Consider the following 19,007-nt stretch of genomic DNA (forward strand, 5'->3'; position numbering starts at 1 on the left):
CAAACAAAAAGTTTTACATCAGAGGATCTTGAGGATTTAGAAAAAAATTAACACACCCCGCACTACAGCCCTATCCCCATTCGGCCAGCACCGTTTTGTCGCGTTCGCCCGCACCATGGCTGGATTTAAGGCGCGCAAAAGCATCCGCATCATCCAAAAATAATTGCTTTACCGCCCACACCGCCATGCCGCGTATCAGCGCGCTGTCATTGTCCAGATGCGGCATCACCGCCGCCGCCAATTCAGGCGTACCACTATTGCCTGCCGCGACCAGCACATTGCGCATAAACCGTGCATAGCCCGCACGGCGCACGGGCGTACCGGCAAATTGCGCACGAAATCCGGCCTCGTCTAGTGCCAGTAATGCCGCTAGCTCTGGTAATGTTGTTTCCATACGCGCGGTCAGTTTGGCTTCGTTAGCGGCCTTGGCAAATTTGTTCCACGGACACACCGCCAGACAATCATCACAGCCAAAGATACGGTTACCAATGGCGGCTCTGAATTCTGTGGGTATCTGGCCTTTATGCTCGATTGTCAGATAGGAAATGCACCGCCGCGCATCCAGCCGATAGGGTGCCGGAAACGCATCTGTCGGGCAAATATCAAGGCAATTTGTGCAATTTCCGCAATGGTCGCTGGTCGCGTCATCATAGGGCAATTCACCATCAGTCAGGATCGTGCCCAAAAACAGCCATGACCCATGCGTCCGCGACACCAGATTCGTATGTTTGCCTTGCCAGCCAATACCGGCGCTTTGCCCCAGCGGCTTTTCCATCAAGGGCGCGGTATCGACAAACACCTTGACCTGCCAGCCTGATTTAGCCGCCAGCCGCCCGGCCAGTTGTTTCAGCTTGCCTTTGATTACCTCATGATAATCACGCCCGCGCGCATAGACCGAAATATTGCCTTTGTCCCGCGCATCCAGATTGCCCATTGGATCATGGTCAGGGCCATAATTCATCCCCAAAACAATCGCGGTGCGGGCATCTTGCCACATCGATTGCGGTTGCTGGCGCCTATCGGCTGTATCGCGCAACCAGCCCATGTCGCCTTCATAATGATCATCCAGAAATTGCGCCAACCCGTCGGTGGTATGGGCGGAATGCTTGGCTTTTGTGATCCCGACATCGGCAAAGCCTGCCGCCTGTGCATCGGCCAGCAACCATGCTTTCAGCTTGTGCATATCATGTGAAACCACAGGCGTTGACATCAAAACTCCTTACCAGCACCCATCGGGATTTAGGGATCAAGCGGATCTATATCACCAAGGCTCTGGGTAGCATGAAAGGTTTTTTCAAATTGCGCAAATGTGCCAGCCTCGATTGCCGCCCGCATATCAGCCATCAGATCCTGATAATATTGGATATTATGCCAACTCAACAGCATCAGCCCCTGCACTTCATCGGCTTTGAACAGATGATGCAGATAGGCGCGCGAAAACCGCGAACAGGCCGGACAGCTACAGGCCTCATCAACAGGGCGGTTATCTTCGGCATGGCGCGCATTCTTGATATTGATTGCGCCGCGGCGGGTAAAGCCCTGCCCGGTACGCCCCGAACGCGTTGGCAGAACACAATCGAACATATCAACGCCGCGTGCCACCCCGCCAACCAGATCGGACGGCTTGCCAACCCCCATCAGATAGCGCGGCTTGTCTGCCTGCATCAAAGGCGTGGTGAACTCCAGCGCCTCGAACATCGCGTCTTGCCCTTCGCCCACGGCCAGACCGCCAATGGCATAGCCTTCAAAGCCAATATCGGCCAAGGCCGCCACTGACTCGGCGCGTAAATCGGCAAAAACCGACCCTTGCACGATCCCAAATTGCCCATAGCCTTTGCGTGGTACAAAAGCATCGCGTGATCGCTTGGCCCACCGCATTGACAGCCGCATAGACTCTGCCGCAACGGCCTTTTCTGCTGGATATGGCGTACATTCATCAAAAGCCATAGTGATCGTCGCATCCAGCAGATGCTGAATTTCGGTTGATCGTTCGGGGGTCAGCCGGTGCTTGCTACCGTCCAGATGCGATTTAAAGGTCACACCATCTTCATCCAGCTTGCGAAGTGGGCCTAGCGACATCACCTGAAAGCCGCCAGAATCGGTCAATAAAGGGCCATCCCAGCCCATCATTTTGCGCACCCCGCCAAGCCGCCCGACACGTTCGGCGCCTGGCCGCAACATCAGATGATAGGTATTTGCCAGAATGATGCTGGCACCTGTCGATTTCACCGACTCAGGCATCATGCCTTTGACGGTGGCGGCGGTACCAACCGGCATGAAAACCGGCGTTTCGACAACACCCCATGCGGTGTTCAGGCGGCCTCGTCGTGCGGTGCCATCGGTGCCAATCAGACTATAGGAAAATGCGGTCATTTTCATTCCGTTTCGGCTTGTGCAGGTTGATTATGCGCTAAAAGATTATGCGATAAGAGGCAGGCATCGCCATAGGAAAAGAACCGATAGCCTTGTTCAATCGCATGCTCATAGGCGGCCATGATCGGGGCATATCCAGCAAACGCACTGACCAGCATCAGTAATGTCGATTTTGGCAGATGAAAATTTGTCATCAGCATATCGACTACATTGAATTCAAACCCGGGCGTAATGAAAATATCCGTCTCGCCGGTAAATGCACCAATATGGCCTAGCGCGGCATAGCTGGCTTCCAGAATACGCAGGCTTGTCGTCCCCACCGCAACAACGCGTCCCCCTGACTTTTTGGTGGCCATGATTTTGGCGGCAACCTCTGGCGAAATCGCACCCCATTCGGAATGCATTTTATGCTCGGCGATATTTTCAACTGTCACAGGCAAAAATGTGCCTGCTCCCACATGCAATGTCACCGCCGCAATCTCCACGCCCTTTGCCTGTAACGCCTTGTTCAGCCCATCGGTAAAATGCAGACCCGCCGTTGGCGCCGCCACCGCCCCGCGCTGGCTGGCAAAGATGGTCTGGTAGTTATCACGATCACTGTCAAGCACACCATCAGGCCGCGCGATATAGGGCGGCAATGGCATCGTGCCATATCTATCCAGCCCCGCATTCAGCCTGTCGGATTCTAGCGCATTACCTGAAACCGGATCGATAAAACCAAGCACAACATCACCGCCAGCCCCCCGTCCCAGAACGCGCGCAGCAAAATCAGTGGCAAAGATAATAACGTCATCAGGGCGGCATTTCTTGGCTGGCTTGGCAAATACCCGCCAGACCGCATCCCTCTCATATTTATGTAATGTCACGCTGATTTTGGCATCTCCGCGCTTGCCCACAAGCCGGGCCGGAATAACCGACGTATCATTGACGATCAACAGATCGCCTGCCTGCAACAGATCGGGCAGATCACCAACAAGACGATCAGCTATGCCACCGCCTGACATATCCAGCAATCTGGCACTATCACGCGGATTTGCAGGGGCTACGGCGATCCGCTCTGGCGGCAGATCAAAATCAAAATCAGAAAGTTTCATAAGCCTATTCAAAAATCTGCAAAATACCGACAACCGTCGCCTGATCGTCAACCACAACAAGACATTGAACCCGCGCTTCCAGCATCTTTTCTTCGGCGGCACTCATCATCGCATCGGGCGTGATCGTCAACGGGTCGGCACTGGCCACATCGCCAACACGCGCACCTGCCAGATCGGCACCTGACACCAGCAAACGGCGCAGATCACCATCTGTCAAAACCCCTTCAAGCTGGGTGGGCGTGCCAATAAGCGTCAGACCAAGCCGCCCTTCGGTCATGGTAATCAGGGCATCCTGAACCGTGCTTTCCGCATCAACAAAAGGCAGATTATCAACGCGCATCCGGTCACGCACATGCGTCAGCAAGCGACGCCCCAAAGCCCCGCCAGGATGCGTTGCGGCAAAATCGGCCGCTTCAAAACCACGCTTTTCCATCAAGGCAACCGCCAGCGCATCGCCTAGCACCATTGTATTCAGGCTCGACGTTGTCGGAGCCAGATTGAGTGGACAGGCCTCGCGGTCAACCGATATATCAAGCGCAATTTCGGCCTCGCGCGCCATCGTACTATTGGCATTGCTGGTAAAGGCGATAATCCGCGCATCAAGTCGCTTTAACGCTGGCAGCAAACGAATGATTTCCTCGGTTTCACCTGAATGTGACATCAGTAAAACAACATCACCGCGCCGCACCATCCCCAGATCACCGTGGATCGCCTCGGCAGGATGCAAAAACAATGATGGTGTGCCTGTTGACGCCAGCGTGGCCGCAATTTTCCGGCCAACCAGACCCGATTTGCCCATGCCGCACACAACCACATGACCTGTCGTATCCAGCATCATATCAACCGCCGCGCTAAACCCGTCGCCAAGTCCTTTTTCAAGCCGCGTCAATGCTTCATGATAGGCGGTAAAAAGCTCTTGCGCTGCTGTTATAGCATCACTTGCCATTATTGATCCTCATATCCGCCAATATTTATATACCTAGTCTTTATATATCTAACCTTCATATCCATAGTGTCTATGTACCGCGCACAAGCATCAATCACAAGTCATCAATCACAAGATGCACAGGTGGTTTTTATCACATCAACCTCACCAGACGCCCTCAGATACAGCTATCACCTCATGGCGACAGCGCGCTAGATATGCGCTTGCGCAATAGCAAAATCTTCGGGGCGGTTCAGATTCATGAACGGGTCTGGCGTGCCTTCAAATGGCACCACGGCACAATGATAGCGCTTGGTAAAATCATCAATCTTGCGCACATCCTGATCGACCAGCGCATGTCGCAGATCAGCCGCCAGCGCAACTGGCCAGATCGCAAATACCGGATGCCGCCTGTCTTGTGAAGATGCCTGGGCAATATATGCCCCCGCATCAACCAGACCAGCCACCAGACGGGCTGGCAAATCACGCGGCAGAAACGGCGCATCGGTGGCAAGGCTGATAATATGGGTAACATTCGGATGTGTGCTTGCCGCCCATTCCAATCCGGTCAATATCCCTGCCAGCGGTCCAGCAAAACCCGTAACCACATCACCGCGTACAGGCAGATCAAAGCTGGCGTAACGCGCCGGATCACCATTGGCATTCAATAATATTGGCGCATTGCCTATATCAATCCGGTTAAGCACATGCTGTAAAAGCGGCTTTCCGTCCAGCAGCATCAGATTTTTATCACCGCCGCCCATGCGCCTTGATTGACCACCAGCCAGAAGCAAAAACCCCAGACAATCAGCCGCCTCAAGATCAGAAACTAGAGACATACTCATGTCTCTTGCTGGGCACGTTGGCGCGACGGGCTATCGGCAAATTCCGCATCAACCGCACCACCCGTTTCAATATCAAAATCGATCCGTTGCTGTCCGGCAAGCGCGATAAAGCGTTTGCCTTTGGCACGCCCGATCAGCGTCAAATCCGCCTGCCGTGCCAGCTCGACAGCCGCGGCGGTAAAGCCCGAACGCGATACCAGAACGGGAATCTGCATCTGTACAGCCTTGATAACCATTTCGGTGGTCAAACGCCCAGTTGTGTAAAAAATCTTATCCTGCGGGGTGACCTTATTCAGAAACATCCAACCAGCAATTTTATCAACCGCATTATGCCGCCCTATATCTTCCATATAGACAAGCGGCGCATCCGCCTTGCACAGCACACATCCATGTATCGCACCCGCGCTCAGATACAAACTGGGCGTCGTATTGATCGCTTTTGACAGGCCAACAAGCCAGCTTGCCTTGAATCGCGCATCAGGGCTAAGTGTTATATCATCAAACCGTTCCATCATATCGCCATAGGCCGTGCCTTCGGCACAACCGCTAGTACGGATTTTACGCTTCATTTTGGCTTCAAAATCGGTCTCGCGTGCGGTGCGAACGATACAAACACCCAGATCATCATCAATATCGATGCTGGTGATGTCATCATCATGGCGCAGCATATTCTGGTTCAGAAAATAACCAACAGCCAGTTCAGGCACCCAGTCACCCAACGTCATTGATGTCACGATTTCCTGATTATTCAGAAACAGCGTTATCGGTTTTTCGGTAACAACAGGCAAATTGATCGGCTGACCAGCTTCATTAAGGCCAGCAACATTTACCGTCAGACCATCCGCATCTGGCTCAGGTGCGATCAACATGGATGGCACATTCTTTGATTTATCATTCATGCCACAACAGTGGCCGAAACACCCCTCCACTTTCAAGCCCCTTATATGAAAATAGTTATGCTAATATGCCTATTTCCAGCGCCCTAATTTTGCCTTTACCTAAAAAACTGATTATGCTCATGTCATTGGCGCAGTCTTTATCATCTCTATCGGCATCATGGGCGCGCAGGGCAGCAGGTTTGTAATGAAGATTCACTTTAACGCATCAAATCATGATCTGGCCAAAATGCGCCTGCAACAGCTTGTTGAACTTTATGGTCATAACGCGCTTGCTGACGCCACGCATATCGTCGCGCTTGGTGGTGATGGGCATATGCTGAACGTTTTGCATGAAACCATGGCATCGGGCTTGCCTGTTTTTGGGATGAATTGCGGGCATCTTGGCTTTCTGATGAACCATTATGCCAGTGCCGAACTGCCAGAACGCATCGCCGCCGCCGAAGGTGCGCCCATTCATCCTTTGCGCATGACCACCACCGACACGAATGGCCAAGCGCATGAAGCACTGGCGATCAACGAAGTGTCATTATTGCGGCAAACACATAACGCCGCGCATATCAATATTGCTGTTGATGGGAAAAACAAGCTGGAACAGCTGATCTGTGATGGTGTGTTGCTGGCTACCGCTGTCGGTTCAACCGCCTATAACCTCTCGGCGCATGGTCCGGTCATTCCGCTTGGCACCGAATTGATGGCCTTGACGCCAATCTCGCCTTTCCGCCCAAGACGCTGGCGTGGGGCGTTGCTTCCTGAAACATCCGCCGTCGCGCTGACAAATCTCGAACCTGATTTCAGGCCACTTAGCGTCAGTGCTGACAGCACCGAATTTCGCAATGTCAAAAGCGTATCCGTTGTTCAGGCACGTGATATCACCTTGAATTTGCTATATGATCCGGGGTTCTCTCTGACCGAACGTGCCATTCAGGAGCAATTTTTGGTTTAATCTCGCTGTTCATGATTTATTAACACATTGCAGTCTATAATATCGGATAATCAGCCTATTGATTTGATGGAGCAGATAGCATGACACAGGATACCCCCGACAAGCCGTCACAATGTGCACATATCAGCCTTCCCAGAGCGCGTTCGATTCTGGCCGAAAAAACCGTAAATGAAATCTCACAAAGATTTGCCAGTTTTTTTGAACATGGCACCCTCAAAGTTGAACTCTATGAACCCGTAAAAGCTGATTATCAAACCCCGCATCGTCAGGACGAGGTCTATATCATCCTTGATGGAACTGGGATTTTTGAAATGGCTGACGAACGCGTCCCGTTTGCCCCGGGTGATTTTCTGTTTGTTGCCGCTGGTGTACCGCACCGCTTTACCCAGTTTGGCGACAGCATGACAACATGGGTTATTTTCTATGGCCCTGATGGCGGTGAAGTGGCCTAATGCAGCGCCAGACATTTATCAGCCTCTATTTTCTTGGCATTTTTTTGCAGGCAGGTGCTTATGGGCTGACCTTTTTGCTACCTGCTTTATTTGCCCGTTTTGGCGGCAATGAAGCCGATGTCGGCTTTGTCTTGGCACTAACGGCGATAGCGACATTAATCGTTGTCATTTATTCGGGTCACATCACGGCTGTGACAGGTCTTATGACCACTATCGCCATTGCAGGTGGCCTGATTACGCTGGCAGGTCTGTTATTTGGGCTGGCGCGTGAAACAGGTCTTATTGTTCAATCGGCTGGCCTATTATTGGGCGCCGGCTGGGGCTTGTTCTACACCTTGACACCGGTGGCACTGAATCGGGTCATTCACCCACATGAACGGATACAGTATTTCACCCTTTTATCGGTATTCATCATGGCGGGTTTTGGTCTGACGCCTGTATTTGGCGCGGTCTTGACGCGGCTTGGTTTTGACATTGGCCTAACCTTTTTGGCTACAGCTGGCTTATGCGGGGCAAGCACCATTCTATTTTTCTGGCTGACCCGCCCTATGCGCGCCTTGACCATTGAAAAGCAGATTGTTGATAAAACCAGACTGACAATTACCGCCATCAAGGATGTGATGACCTCACGTGCCGCCATTCCGATTGCCATGGTTGGCATTGGAGCCAGCGTTTTTGCAGGCGTCACAAATTTCCAGATAGTTTATGCCGACGCGCAAAACCTTGCCTATGCCGATTATTTTCTGGCCTATACGGTCACCGTCATCGTCTGCCGTGTGATCTTTGCACAATTTATGGGCGGTCGCTCGCCTTATGCGGTGATCGCGCTCTTGCTTGGCGTTATGGGGCTCAGTGTCATGCTGTTTATTATACAGCAAAGCAGTGTCTTTCTCTATGTGCTTGGGGCGATATTATTTGGCATTGGCTATGGTGTTTCCTATCCGATCATCAAGGCGATGGCGGCGAATGAGGCCAATCCAGAAATCTTGCCGCAAACATTACAATTATTTGGCCTGTCCTATTTTATCGGTGTCTTCGGCTTTCCCTTTGTCGCTGGTCATATGATCGTTCAGGGCGGCATGGCTATATTGCTTTGGACAGCTTTTGGTCTGGCCATTCTGGAATGCGCGCTTGCCAGTGGCCGCTTTTTCAAGCGCCTATAATCCTAACCACCACCTAAAAACGCATCCACCCGTTTCCATATATCAGCAATCACATCGGGTGTTTCGTTCAGCAATTCATGCCGCGCGTCGTCATAGTCATGCCGCGTCAGGCGGGGCAAACAAGCCAGCATCCGGTCGATTGACGCTTTATGCACCACCTGCTCATCGCCTGCTACCAAGGCCAGAACCGGACACTCTATCGCCGCCATCCATTGCTTGTTCAATGTCGTGCGCGCACAGGATTCATAGGCGGCATGCACCCAGCCTGCGGTTGGCTGGCTACGCCGCAATTCGGCATTATCATCGAACCAGACGAACTGGCTTTCATAGCCATATTTGTCGCGTGACAGCACATTATGCGGGCGAAATTGCCGAACATGCGCCAGTGCTGGCGGCTTTTTAAACAGCAGATAAAAGCGCCCAAAGCCAGCTCCCACCAATATATGCGTAATCAACCGCACCAGCCATACGGGCATAACGGGTGGCGCGATCATTGGCGACAATATTATCGCCGCTATCACCTGCGCGTCCAGATGCTGACACAAACGCAAAGCCAGATGCCCGCCCATCGAATGGCCGAACAGGATCAGCGGCCTATCCTGCCATCCTACCGCCGCGATCAACGCGTCCATCGCCCCGATATGCTGGTCAAAGCTGTCACAATGCACCGCTATACGATGCCGCCCTAGATGCCCTGACATGCCTTGCCCTGGCCAATCTATAGCCAGCACGTTATAGCCGCGATCGTTAAACGCCTGCATCACATCAGCATATTTTTCACAGAATTCGGTAAATCCGGGGCATATCACAACATGCCCGCGCACCGCTGTTTGATCAGCTATTTCAGCCAGATGCCCGCGCAGATTGCGCCCTTCATAGGGGATATTAATATCGGTACCAGGCGGCAAGACAAGTCCTGCTTCGCTGGCATAGCGATACATCAGCTTATAACCTCATGCGCGATGTCGGCATTACCGTCATAGATAACAGCATCGCCATCATCATCAATGAAACCGTCGGACTGGCGTTGCCACATCGTTGCATAGAGTCCCTTTTTGCCCAGAAGCTGGCGATGCGTGCCGCGCTCGCACACCTCACCATCGGCCAGCACCAGAATTTCGTCGGCATCGACAACTGTCGAAAGCCGGTGCGCAATGACCAATGTTGTCTGGCTCCGCGAAATATCATTCAGCGAACTTTGAATGTCCTTTTCGGTGCGGCTATCCAGTGCCGATGTCGCTTCGTCAAACAGAAAAATCGCAGGCTTCTTCAAAATCGCGCGGGCAATGGCTACACGCTGTTTTTCACCACCGGACAATTTCAATCCACGTTCGCCAACCCGCGTGTCATAACCATCGGGCAATTTGCTGATAAAGCCATCAATCGCTGCTGCCTTGGCCGCCGCTTCGATGTCGGCCTGGCTGGCATCATGCCGTCCATAGCCGATATTATAACCGATCGTTGAATTGAACATGACGGTATCCTGCGGCACCACGCCAATCACGTTGCGAAGCGAACTTTGTGACACATCGCGCAAATCTTGCCCATCAAGGCGGATACTGCCCTGATTAGGATCATAAAAGCGGAATAACAGCCGTGAAATAGTCGTTTTGCCTGACCCGCTTGGGCCCACAATGGCGGTACGTTTCCCGGGCGCAACGCGAAAGCTGACACCTTTCAAAATAGGCCGTTCGGCATAGGAAAAATGCACATCATCAAAGACCAATTCGCCGCCACCAACCGCCAGTTCACCCGCGTCGGGCTTATCGGCAATATCGGGTTCTTCATCCATCAATTTGAACATGCGTTCCATATCGACCAGCGATTGCCGCAATTCCCGATACACCCAGCCCAGAAAATTAAGCGGCAGATAGAGCTGTAGCAAATAAGTATTCACAATGACAAAATCACCAACCGTCAGCCCCCCACGCTGAATATCCAGACCAGCCATGCCCATCATCGCCATCAAACCAACGGCAATGATCGCCCCTTGCCCGATATTGACCACCGACAGTGATGTGCGCGACTTGACCGCCATAATTTCATATTTACGCATTGCCGTATCATACCGTTCGGCTTCAACCTCCTCGGCATTGAAATATTTGACTGTTTCGTAATTCAGCATCGAATCAACCGCACGCGTCGCGGCGCTTTCATCGGCATTATTCATCTCGCGCCGGAACCGTATCCGCCATTCGGTCACACGAATGGTAAAGATCACATAGGTCATCACCGTCAAAAATGTCACCGCCGCATAGAAAAACCCGAACATTGACCACAGAATGACACTGACAAACAGCATTTCGACAAATAGGGGTAGCACCTCGAAAAAGGCGATGGTCAGCAGAAATTCAATACCTTTAGCACCCCGGTCAATCGATCGCGTCAACCCGCCTGTCTGACGATCAAGATGAAACTGCAATGACAATTTATGCAGATAACGAAACGCATTCAATGCGGCACCTCGCACTGCACGCTGGGCAACACTGGCAAACAGATATTGCTTGGCTTCGCTAAACACCTGCTGGCCTAGCCGTGCCAGCGCATAACCTGCCACAACCCACATCAAGGCCGACATCGCAAACCCCTGATCGCCATTGACCAGATCAACGGCCGCACCATACATCAGCGGGGTTATGATATTCGATCCTTTTGCCGCCATAAGACAGGCAAAGGCCGCCGTAATACGGCCGCGAACACGCCAGTTACCGCGCGGTATTGTGTAACGCGCCAAATCGGCAAGTAGCGTAATGATTTTTTTTGACTTCGGGTCTGACATATTCACCGTCTGGTTTAACGCCAGCAGATGCTGTCATGGATAACAGCATAAAACAGGCTTTGACAGCCGCCTATGACGCGACAGAAAAGCTTTCGCCGCACCCACAACGGGCAATTTCATTGGGATTATTAAAGACAAAACGCGCGGCAAATTTATCTTCCTGCCAATCCATCTCCGACCCGATCAGAAACATCACGGCGGTTGGATCAATGAATAACGTTACGCCTTTTTCTTCTACCTTATCTTCGAACGGTTTTTGTTCGGTCGCAAACTGGACATCATATTGCATGCCTGAACAACCGGTGGTCTTGATCCCCACCCGCAGACCGATAACATCGCTCTCAGCCTTATTCATCAGGCTTTGAACATGCAGTGCCGCCTTATCCGTCAAAGTGACGATCGGTTTATTCGGGTCAAACATGTTCCATCCTTTCCAAACGCATTACAAATCAGATCCCCCACAAAGGGCTATTCTACCAGTCCAGCGCCAGCTTTGCATCATCGCTCATACGGTCGGGCGTCCATGCTGGATCCCATACAAGCTCGACACTAACACTACCAACGCTGTCAACAAGCGCCACCGCCTCGGCAACTTGGCCTGGCATTTCACCTGCTACCGGGCATCCCGGCGCGGTCAGTGACATTGTAATATCGACATCGCCATTATCCTGCCGGATCACATCATATATAAGACCAAGGTCAAAAATATTAACCGGTATCTCGGGATCATGCACTGATTTCAGTGCATCTTCAATCGCCACCGCATCAGCCTGTCCTTGCGGCGCGTCTAGCGGACTACCTGCCGTTGCACGGAATCCATCCCCTTCGCTAGACGTATTGGCACCGAAATTCAGAAATTCGGGCAACCCCGGCCCCAGATAACCACTGTCATTTTCACGCGCCAGCTTATGGTCCTCGGCTGAACGCATATGACTTGGAATATTTACGGATGCAGACGCCTTATAGGGATTGTCAAAACCCTCATCCTTCTGCTCATCATGCTGATCGTTCATCTATTCTACCTTTTGATGGTCACTTACCACCTAGCCAAAAATGCGTACTACCCAAAAATGCGTACTACTTTTTCCAATGATGTTGCCAACGCGTCAAATTCACCCTTGGTCGTATAGACACCAACAGACGCCCGCGCTGTTGACGATACATCCAGATAATCCATCAATGGCTGGGCGCAATGATGTCCGGCGCGAATGGCAATACCATCACGGTCAATGATCGTCGAAATATCATGCGGATGCGCACAATCCATCGTAAAGGACACAACGCCTGATTTACCGGCGGCTGTGCCGATAAGATGCAAGCCTTCAACCGCACTTAGACGCTGATGCGCATAGGACAGAACGTCCTGTTCATGCGCCCTGATCGCCGCCATGCCAATGGCCTCAACATAGTCAACCGCCGCACCCAGCGCGATAACCTCGGCAATCGCGGGCGTGCCAGCTTCAAACCGATGCGGTGCGTCGGCATAGGTGCTTTTCTCGATCGTCACCCGGTCAATCATATCACCGCCGCCCATAAATGGCGGCATGTCAGCCAGAATCTCGGCTTTGCCCCACAACACGCCAACGCCATTCGGGCCGTATAATTTATGCGCCGAAAACACATAGAAATCACATCCCAGCGCCGTCACATCAACGGGCATATGCACAACGCCCTGACAGCCATCAACAACAAATAGCGCATCAACCGATTTTGCCAGCGTCGCAATGTCGGCAAGCGGATAAACAGTGCCCAGCACATTCGATACATGCGGCACGGAAATGATCCGGGTTTTCTCGTTTGTCATCTCGGTCATGGCTTGCATCGAAAAACCGCCATCTTCATGCAGCGGAAACGCGCGCAATACGGCACCTGTCCGTTCGGCAACCATCTGCCACGGCACGATATTGGCGTGATGTTCGGCAATACTGATCAAAATTTCGTCGCCAGCCTGCAACCGCGGCAAGGCCCAGCTTTGGGCGATCATATTCAATGCCATTGTCGCACCTGCGGTCAGCACAATCTCGTCAGCTGACGGGGCGCCAATAAATCCAGCAACTTTCTGGCGCACCGCTTCATAGGCGTCTGTTGATGCTTCGGACAGGAAATGCAAACCACGATGCACATTTGAATAGGTATCCGTATAGGCAGACATCAGGGCATTCATCACCTGTTGCGGTTTTTGCGCCGACGCTGCCGAGTCCAGATATACCAATGGTTTGCCATGAATATCGCGTGACAGGATCGGGAAATCCGCACGGATCGCATCACTATCAAAGCTAGGCGTCTGAAGTGCAAGATTATCGGTCATAGCGATACCCCTTTCACATCTGCCATCCAGCCATCACTGATATGCCGCAACATGCCAGCCAACGCTGCATTTTCAACCGAGTCGATCGCATCATCCAGAAACGCCCCAATCAGCATGGCACGCGCGGTAGCCTTTGGAATACCGCGACTGGTCAAGTAGAACAGTTGCGTTTCATCAAGTTCACCAACGGTGGCACCATGCGCACAGATTACATCATCAGCATAGATTTCCAGCTCAGGCTTGGCATCGGCTTCGGCCTTGCGCGACAATAGCAAAGCCCGACTCATTTGCTGGCCATCGGTTTTCTGGGCATCAGGTGCAACATGCACCTTGCCTTGAAACACCCCGCGTGATGCGTCATCCAAAACCCCACGGATAATCTGGCTAGAATGGCAATGCCCGACCGCATGATCCATATAGGTGGTAATATCGTGATGTTGCTTATCGCGCCCAAGATAGATCGCCGATAGCCCACATTCGGCTGACTCACCTGTCAATGTCACATGCGTTTCCAGCCGTGCCAGCTGGCCCCCAACTGAAATCGAAAATCCGGCAAAGACCGAACCTTCGCCAAGCGATATGCCGGTCGCCGCAAGATGCACATTATTCGCACCTTCGGCTTGCACCTTGGCATAATCAAGACGGGCTTTATCACCCAGACGAAGCGCAACAAGCGGCGCACTCAACCCAAGTTGGCTTTGATGCCATTCGGCAATCACCGCCGCGCCGCTAATGCCAACATCGACCATCACCACCGGATGCGCTGAAATAGTCCCGCCTGTACCTTCAAACGCCAACAGAACGGGTTGCTCGATATGCACACCCGCGTCAACCGAAAGCCGAAGCCCAGCACTCATCGCCGCCAACGACAGATTACCTACCGGATGATCGACCGGCGCAAGCCCAGCCACTTCGGCGGTAATGGCCTCAAAATCTGTATTCAGACTATGCGTCGCTGTCATCCCGTCAGGAAGCCCGTCAAGGCTCCGAACATCCAGCATACCGTTGTAAAAACGGATCACATGCGCTTTCATCTCGGTCGCAATCGCGGTGATCTCGGCGCCAGGCGCATGTGCAGTTTCGCTCATGCCAATAGCTGGTGCAAGCTCACGTGCTACCACCGCCCCAAGCCGGGTAAAGCGCCATGACTCGGCTTTTGCATCTGGCCAGCCATTAGCCTGCCAGCGCGCCAATGCCGCATTGCGCACATCATCAAGGCCGGAAAGCTGGTCAAGATTAGGCTGCATCGTCGATGCCAGCATAGCCCTGCTCCTCTACTTCAAGTGCCAGCGACTTATCGCCTGATTTACGGATTTTGCCACCTGCTAGAATATGCACATAATCCGGTACAATATAATCCAGCAACCGCTGATAATGGGTGATAACCAACATCGAACGCGCAGGATCACGCAACAGATTAACGCCTTCTGATACGATCTTCAGCGCATCAACATCAAGCCCGGAATCGGTTTCATCAAGCACTGCCATCGTTGGTTCAAGCAACGCCATTTGCAGAATTTCATAGCGTTTCTTTTCACCGCCCGAAAAGCCGACATTGACCGCCCGCTTCAGCATGTCATCATTGATACCTAGGATTTTGGCCTTGGCACGTACCATTTTAACAAATTCAAGCTGATCGACTTCATCCTCGCCAGCCTCGATCCGACGCGCATTAACTGCCGCACGCAAAAAGCTCATGCCGCCGACACCAGGCAATTCGACCGGATATTGAAACGCCAGAAACATGCCTGCACGGGCGCGCTCATCGGGTTCCATCTCCAGCATCGACACGCCATTCATCAGCACGTCACCACCTGTCACTTCATAACCATCACGGCCAGACAGCACATAAGACATCGTGCTTTTACCCGAGCCATTCGGCCCCATGATAGCGTGAATTTCGCCTGTATTAATGGTCAGATTGATGCCTTTGAGAATGGGGGTATCCCCAACCGATGCATGTAAATCCCTGATTTCAAGTAAAGCTGTCATTAACGTCGTCCTGTTTCTAATTAACCAACCGAGCCTTCAAGGCTGATTCCAATAAGTTTCTGTGCTTCAACGGCAAATTCCATCGGCAATTCCTTCATCACTTCCTTACAGAAGCCATTCACGATCAGCGACACAGCGTCTTCTTCATTGATCCCGCGTTGCAGGCAATAAAACAACTGGTCTTCGGAAATACGCGATGTTGTCGCTTCATGTTCGATCTTTGCACTTGGATTGCGCGACACGATATAAGGCACCGTATGCGCGCCGCATTTATCCCCAACCAACAGCGAGTCACATTGCGTAAAGTTCCGCGCATTCTCGGCGCCTGGCTGAATCCGGACAAGGCCACGATAGCAATTTTGCGACTTGCCAGCCGAAATACCCTTGGAAATGATGGTCGAACGGCTACCTTCGCCGATATGGATCATTTTCGTGCCGGTATCGGCTTGTTGCCTATTATTCGTCAAAGCCACCGAATAGAATTCGCCAACCGACTCCTTGCCTTGCAGAATACAGGATGGATATTTCCACGTGATCGCCGAACCCGTTTCGACCTGCGTCCATGAAATTTTTGACCGATCCCCACGACAGGCACCGCGTTTGGTGACGAAATTATAAATCCCGCCTTTACCATTTTCATCGCCTGGATACCAATTCTGCACCGTTGAATATTTGATCTCGGCATCGTCGAAAGCGACCAGCTCGACAACCGCCGCATGAAGCTGGTTTTCATCGCGTTGCGGTGCGGTACAGCCTTCCAGATAGCTGACATAGGATTCGTCTTCGGCGATAATCAGCGTGCGTTCAAACTGACCGGTATTCTGTTCATTAATCCGGAAATATGTCGATAGCTCCATCGGGCAGCGCACGCCTTTCGGGATATAGACAAACGAACCGTCGGTAAATACCGCGCTATTCAGCGCCGAAAAGTAATTATCGGCAACCGGTACGACTGACCCCATATATTTTTTGACTAGTTCGGGATAGTCGCGGATCGCTTCGGAAATCGGGCAGAAAATAACCCCCACCTTGGCCAGTTCACCGCGAAAAGTCGTTGCTACCGATACTGAATCAAACACCGCATCAACCGCTACACCAGCCAGCATTTTCTGCTCATTCAGCGGAATCCCCAGCTTTTCATAGGTCGCCAGCAATTCGGGATCGACTTCATCAAGCGATTTAAGCTTTTCGGCATCTTTTGGCGCCGAATAATAATACACATCCTGATAATCAATCGGATCAATATCCAGCTTCGCCCAGTCGGGTGATTCCATCGTCAGCCATTTTTCATAGGCTTTCAGCCGCCAGTCGAGCATCCATTCCGGCTCGTCTTTTTTGGCCGAAATAAAGCGGATAATATCTTCGTTAAGGCCTTTGGGTGCCTTTTCGCTTTCGATATCGGTGACAAATCCATATTTATATTTGCCCGTTGCCGCTTCCATCTGTTCGATGGTTTGGGTTGTTGCCGCCATAAGCTTTCCTCTTTACTCGCTAAATCTTGTTAATTTATTCTGCTAATTATTCTGCTAATTATTCTGCTAATTCAGGCGCGCTACGTCTGATGCGCCGCCTTTAAACTGGTCATGATCGGCATATTCGCCCTTATTGGCCGTTTTATCTGCTGTCACCCGCACTGGAAATAACTGTGCTGGATCGGTCAGATCCTCCAGCGTCACCGCATCCAGCGCATCGCGGATCGCCAGATTGACGCGGTTCCAGCTATGCGCCATGAAACAGCAATGCGTCACCGCGCAGGGATCGGCGGCGCCCTCGACACAATCGGTAACCGCGATTGGCCCTTCCATCGCTTCGACAATATCAACCAGCGAGATTGAGCCTGCGGGCCGATGCAACCGATAGCCACCATTGACCCCGCGTTGCGTCACCAGCAAATCCGACGCCAGCAAAATCTTGGCAACCTTGGCCACGGTTGGCTGTTTTAATCCGGTCAGTTCGGCCAGCGTTGCAGTAGCAATGGTTTCGCCGCGTTTATGCGCCAACGCCCCCAACACCACGATCGCGTAATCTGTCATCCGGTTCAGCCGTATCATGCTGGTTCCTCACCTGCCGCAATATGCCGCGAAAATCCACATTACCGTGGTCATAAATGCGAATGATTATCATAAACAAGACTAATTTAGTCCTGATTAGCTAGATATAGGAAAACCCTGCCAAAATGCAAGTATTATTGATGCGGATTAATGTGAAAAATCTGAAAAAAACATACCGGCTAGAACGGTGCGACATCACCGTCATCTGACAGTGAGGCTAGTTAAACGCCTCACGACGAAGCCGGTATTGCTCGCCGTCAAGACTGTCAAACACCTCATCAATATCCGGATGCCCAACGGGGCCATTCTCGCCATCGGCAAGCAGATTTTGCTGGCTGACATAGGCGGTGTAATAGCTATCGGCATTTTCGGCCAGCAGATGATAAAACGGCTGGTCTTTTTCGGGGCGCGCTTCGGCTGGAATTGATTCATACCATTCATCGGTATTATCGAATTCGGGATCAACATCAACAACGACGCCGCGAAATGGATACAGCCTATGCCGTACAATCGCACCAATGCTGAATTTCGCATTCTTGCCGTTCATTGTGGGGAAAGCCTTTATATGCACTGGCCACCTATATATGTGGCCGCTTTGGGTGAATTGTCGGCGGGGTGATGCGCAGACAGGTGAAAATCAAACAGGGCAAGCTGACAGATGAAACGCAAACACAGAGCCAGCCACTTGCTAATCGGGGTATCGCCGCACAGGTACAAACCCCGATGCCGGATGCCGCAACGCCCAAACGCCGCAACATCATTTAGAGACTAGATGCGGTCTTTGACTTTCAGCACCTGCTTGCCACGATACATGCCTGTTTTCAGGTCAATGTGATGCGGGCGGTGCAATTCACCGGTTGTTTTATCTTCGACATAGGCGTCACAGCTAAGCGCATCATGCGCGCGGCGCATATTCCGCTTGGATTTGGTGATTTTACTTTTTGGAACAGCCATATTATTGCTCGTCTATCTGAAATAGGGTCTGGCACGATCCGCCACCGACGGCACGGCACCAACGTATAAAGTGATGTTGGGGTGTAGGCGAAAAGCCGCCGCATGTCAACCGGAACCCCCTATCTTTCCACGGCGCCCCAGAGACGCCCCCAGAAACGCGCCAGAGACGCCCCAAGAGACGCCCCCAGAGACACGCCCAGAGACGCGCCCAGAGACACACCACAGATCG

The 19,007-nt window shown here is 52.1% G+C and carries 21 protein-coding genes; 4 read left to right on the forward strand and 17 right to left on the reverse strand.

Features of this window, described 5'->3' with window-relative positions; translation table 11 throughout:
• Positions 1-70: 70 nt before the first annotated feature.
• From queG to ABNT28_RS05035, 6 genes are all read right to left on the reverse strand, one after another.
• A complete protein-coding gene (gene queG / locus ABNT28_RS05010) occupies positions 71-1,210 on the reverse strand; it encodes a tRNA epoxyqueuosine(34) reductase QueG (protein ID WP_348721115.1) in 1,140 nt (379 codons plus the stop codon).
• A 29-nt stretch (positions 1,211-1,239) separates the two neighbouring features.
• Entirely contained in the window at positions 1,240-2,373 is a 1,134-nt protein-coding gene (tgt, locus tag ABNT28_RS05015; RefSeq protein WP_332924523.1) for a tRNA guanosine(34) transglycosylase Tgt, read from the reverse strand.
• 2 nt (positions 2,374-2,375) lie between these two features.
• Complete coding sequence (gene queA / locus ABNT28_RS05020) at positions 2,376-3,467, reverse strand: tRNA preQ1(34) S-adenosylmethionine ribosyltransferase-isomerase QueA (RefSeq protein ID WP_332924524.1); 1,092 nt, start codon at positions 3,465-3,467, stop codon at positions 2,376-2,378.
• A gap of 4 nt (positions 3,468-3,471) precedes the next feature.
• Positions 3,472-4,413, reverse strand: a complete 942-nt coding sequence (locus tag ABNT28_RS05025) for a KpsF/GutQ family sugar-phosphate isomerase (protein ID WP_332924525.1) — start codon at positions 4,411-4,413, stop codon at positions 3,472-3,474.
• Positions 4,414-4,604: 191 nt separating this feature from the next.
• Entirely contained in the window at positions 4,605-5,231 is a 627-nt protein-coding gene (gene mobA, locus ABNT28_RS05030) for a molybdenum cofactor guanylyltransferase MobA (protein WP_332924526.1), read from the reverse strand.
• A gap of 2 nt (positions 5,232-5,233) precedes the next feature.
• Positions 5,234-6,136: a formate dehydrogenase accessory sulfurtransferase FdhD gene (locus ABNT28_RS05035; protein ID WP_332924527.1), complete on the reverse strand. Its 903-nt coding sequence runs from the start codon at positions 6,134-6,136 to the stop codon at positions 5,234-5,236.
• Positions 6,137-6,320: 184 nt separating this feature from the next.
• Here ABNT28_RS05035 and ABNT28_RS05040 point away from each other — a divergent pair, with 184 nt between their 5' ends.
• From ABNT28_RS05040 to ABNT28_RS05050, 3 genes are all read left to right on the forward strand, one after another.
• Positions 6,321-7,079, forward strand: a complete 759-nt coding sequence (locus ABNT28_RS05040) for an NAD kinase (protein WP_332924528.1) — start codon at positions 6,321-6,323, stop codon at positions 7,077-7,079.
• An 80-nt stretch (positions 7,080-7,159) separates the two neighbouring features.
• On the forward strand, positions 7,160-7,531 hold the full coding sequence (locus ABNT28_RS05045) for a cupin domain-containing protein (RefSeq protein WP_332924529.1): 372 nt from the start codon (positions 7,160-7,162) through the stop codon (positions 7,529-7,531).
• Positions 7,531-8,694, forward strand: a complete 1,164-nt coding sequence (locus tag ABNT28_RS05050) for an MFS transporter (protein WP_348721116.1) — start codon at positions 7,531-7,533, stop codon at positions 8,692-8,694. Before ABNT28_RS05045 ends, ABNT28_RS05050 begins: the two co-directional genes overlap by 1 nt.
• Before the next feature lie 2 nt (positions 8,695-8,696).
• Here the strand turns inward: ABNT28_RS05050 and ABNT28_RS05055 are convergent, their stop codons facing one another.
• From ABNT28_RS05055 to hspQ, 10 genes are all read right to left on the reverse strand, one after another.
• Positions 8,697-9,635, reverse strand: coding sequence for an alpha/beta hydrolase (locus ABNT28_RS05055; protein WP_348721117.1), 939 nt, complete (start codon positions 9,633-9,635; stop codon positions 8,697-8,699).
• Positions 9,635-11,473, reverse strand: a complete 1,839-nt coding sequence (locus tag ABNT28_RS05060) for an ABC transporter ATP-binding protein/permease (RefSeq protein ID WP_332924532.1) — start codon at positions 11,471-11,473, stop codon at positions 9,635-9,637. Before ABNT28_RS05060 ends, ABNT28_RS05055 begins: the two co-directional genes overlap by 1 nt.
• Before the next feature lie 70 nt (positions 11,474-11,543).
• On the reverse strand, positions 11,544-11,894 hold the full coding sequence (locus ABNT28_RS05065) for an iron-sulfur cluster assembly accessory protein (RefSeq protein ID WP_013044892.1): 351 nt from the start codon (positions 11,892-11,894) through the stop codon (positions 11,544-11,546).
• 52 nt (positions 11,895-11,946) lie between these two features.
• Positions 11,947-12,402, reverse strand: a complete 456-nt coding sequence (locus ABNT28_RS05070; protein WP_332924541.1) for a DUF59 domain-containing protein — start codon at positions 12,400-12,402, stop codon at positions 11,947-11,949.
• A 131-nt stretch (positions 12,403-12,533) separates the two neighbouring features.
• Entirely contained in the window at positions 12,534-13,781 is a 1,248-nt protein-coding gene (locus ABNT28_RS05075; RefSeq protein WP_332924533.1) for a cysteine desulfurase, read from the reverse strand.
• Positions 13,778-15,043, reverse strand: coding sequence for a Fe-S cluster assembly protein SufD (gene sufD, locus ABNT28_RS05080; RefSeq protein WP_348721118.1), 1,266 nt, complete (start codon positions 15,041-15,043; stop codon positions 13,778-13,780). The genes ABNT28_RS05075 and sufD overlap by 4 nt, the downstream gene beginning before the upstream one ends.
• The gene (sufC, locus tag ABNT28_RS05085; RefSeq protein ID WP_332924535.1) at positions 15,018-15,773 is read right to left on the reverse strand and encodes a Fe-S cluster assembly ATPase SufC; all 756 of its coding nucleotides are present in this window, start codon (positions 15,771-15,773) and stop codon (positions 15,018-15,020) included. The genes sufD and sufC overlap by 26 nt, the downstream gene beginning before the upstream one ends.
• Positions 15,774-15,793: 20 nt before the next feature.
• Complete coding sequence (gene sufB, locus ABNT28_RS05090; RefSeq protein WP_332924536.1) at positions 15,794-17,245, reverse strand: Fe-S cluster assembly protein SufB; 1,452 nt, start codon at positions 17,243-17,245, stop codon at positions 15,794-15,796.
• Positions 17,246-17,311: 66 nt separating this feature from the next.
• The gene (locus ABNT28_RS05095; RefSeq protein WP_332924537.1) at positions 17,312-17,824 is read right to left on the reverse strand and encodes an SUF system Fe-S cluster assembly regulator; all 513 of its coding nucleotides are present in this window, start codon (positions 17,822-17,824) and stop codon (positions 17,312-17,314) included.
• A gap of 217 nt (positions 17,825-18,041) precedes the next feature.
• Complete coding sequence (gene hspQ, locus ABNT28_RS05100) at positions 18,042-18,371, reverse strand: heat shock protein HspQ (RefSeq protein WP_332924538.1); 330 nt, start codon at positions 18,369-18,371, stop codon at positions 18,042-18,044.
• Positions 18,372-18,442: 71 nt separating this feature from the next.
• Between hspQ and ABNT28_RS05105 the strand changes: the two genes are divergently transcribed.
• The gene (locus ABNT28_RS05105) at positions 18,443-18,589 is read left to right on the forward strand and encodes a hypothetical protein (protein WP_332924539.1); all 147 of its coding nucleotides are present in this window, start codon (positions 18,443-18,445) and stop codon (positions 18,587-18,589) included.
• 3 nt (positions 18,590-18,592) lie between these two features.
• Here the strand turns inward: ABNT28_RS05105 and rpmF are convergent, their stop codons facing one another.
• Positions 18,593-18,778 (reverse strand): 50S ribosomal protein L32, encoded by a 186-nt coding sequence (gene rpmF, locus ABNT28_RS05110; protein WP_332924540.1) that lies wholly within the window; start codon positions 18,776-18,778, stop codon positions 18,593-18,595.
• Positions 18,779-19,007 lie beyond the last annotated feature (229 nt).

Source organism: uncultured Candidatus Puniceispirillum sp. (assembly GCF_963979125.1).
Lineage (GTDB): Bacteria > Pseudomonadota > Alphaproteobacteria > Puniceispirillales > Puniceispirillaceae > Puniceispirillum.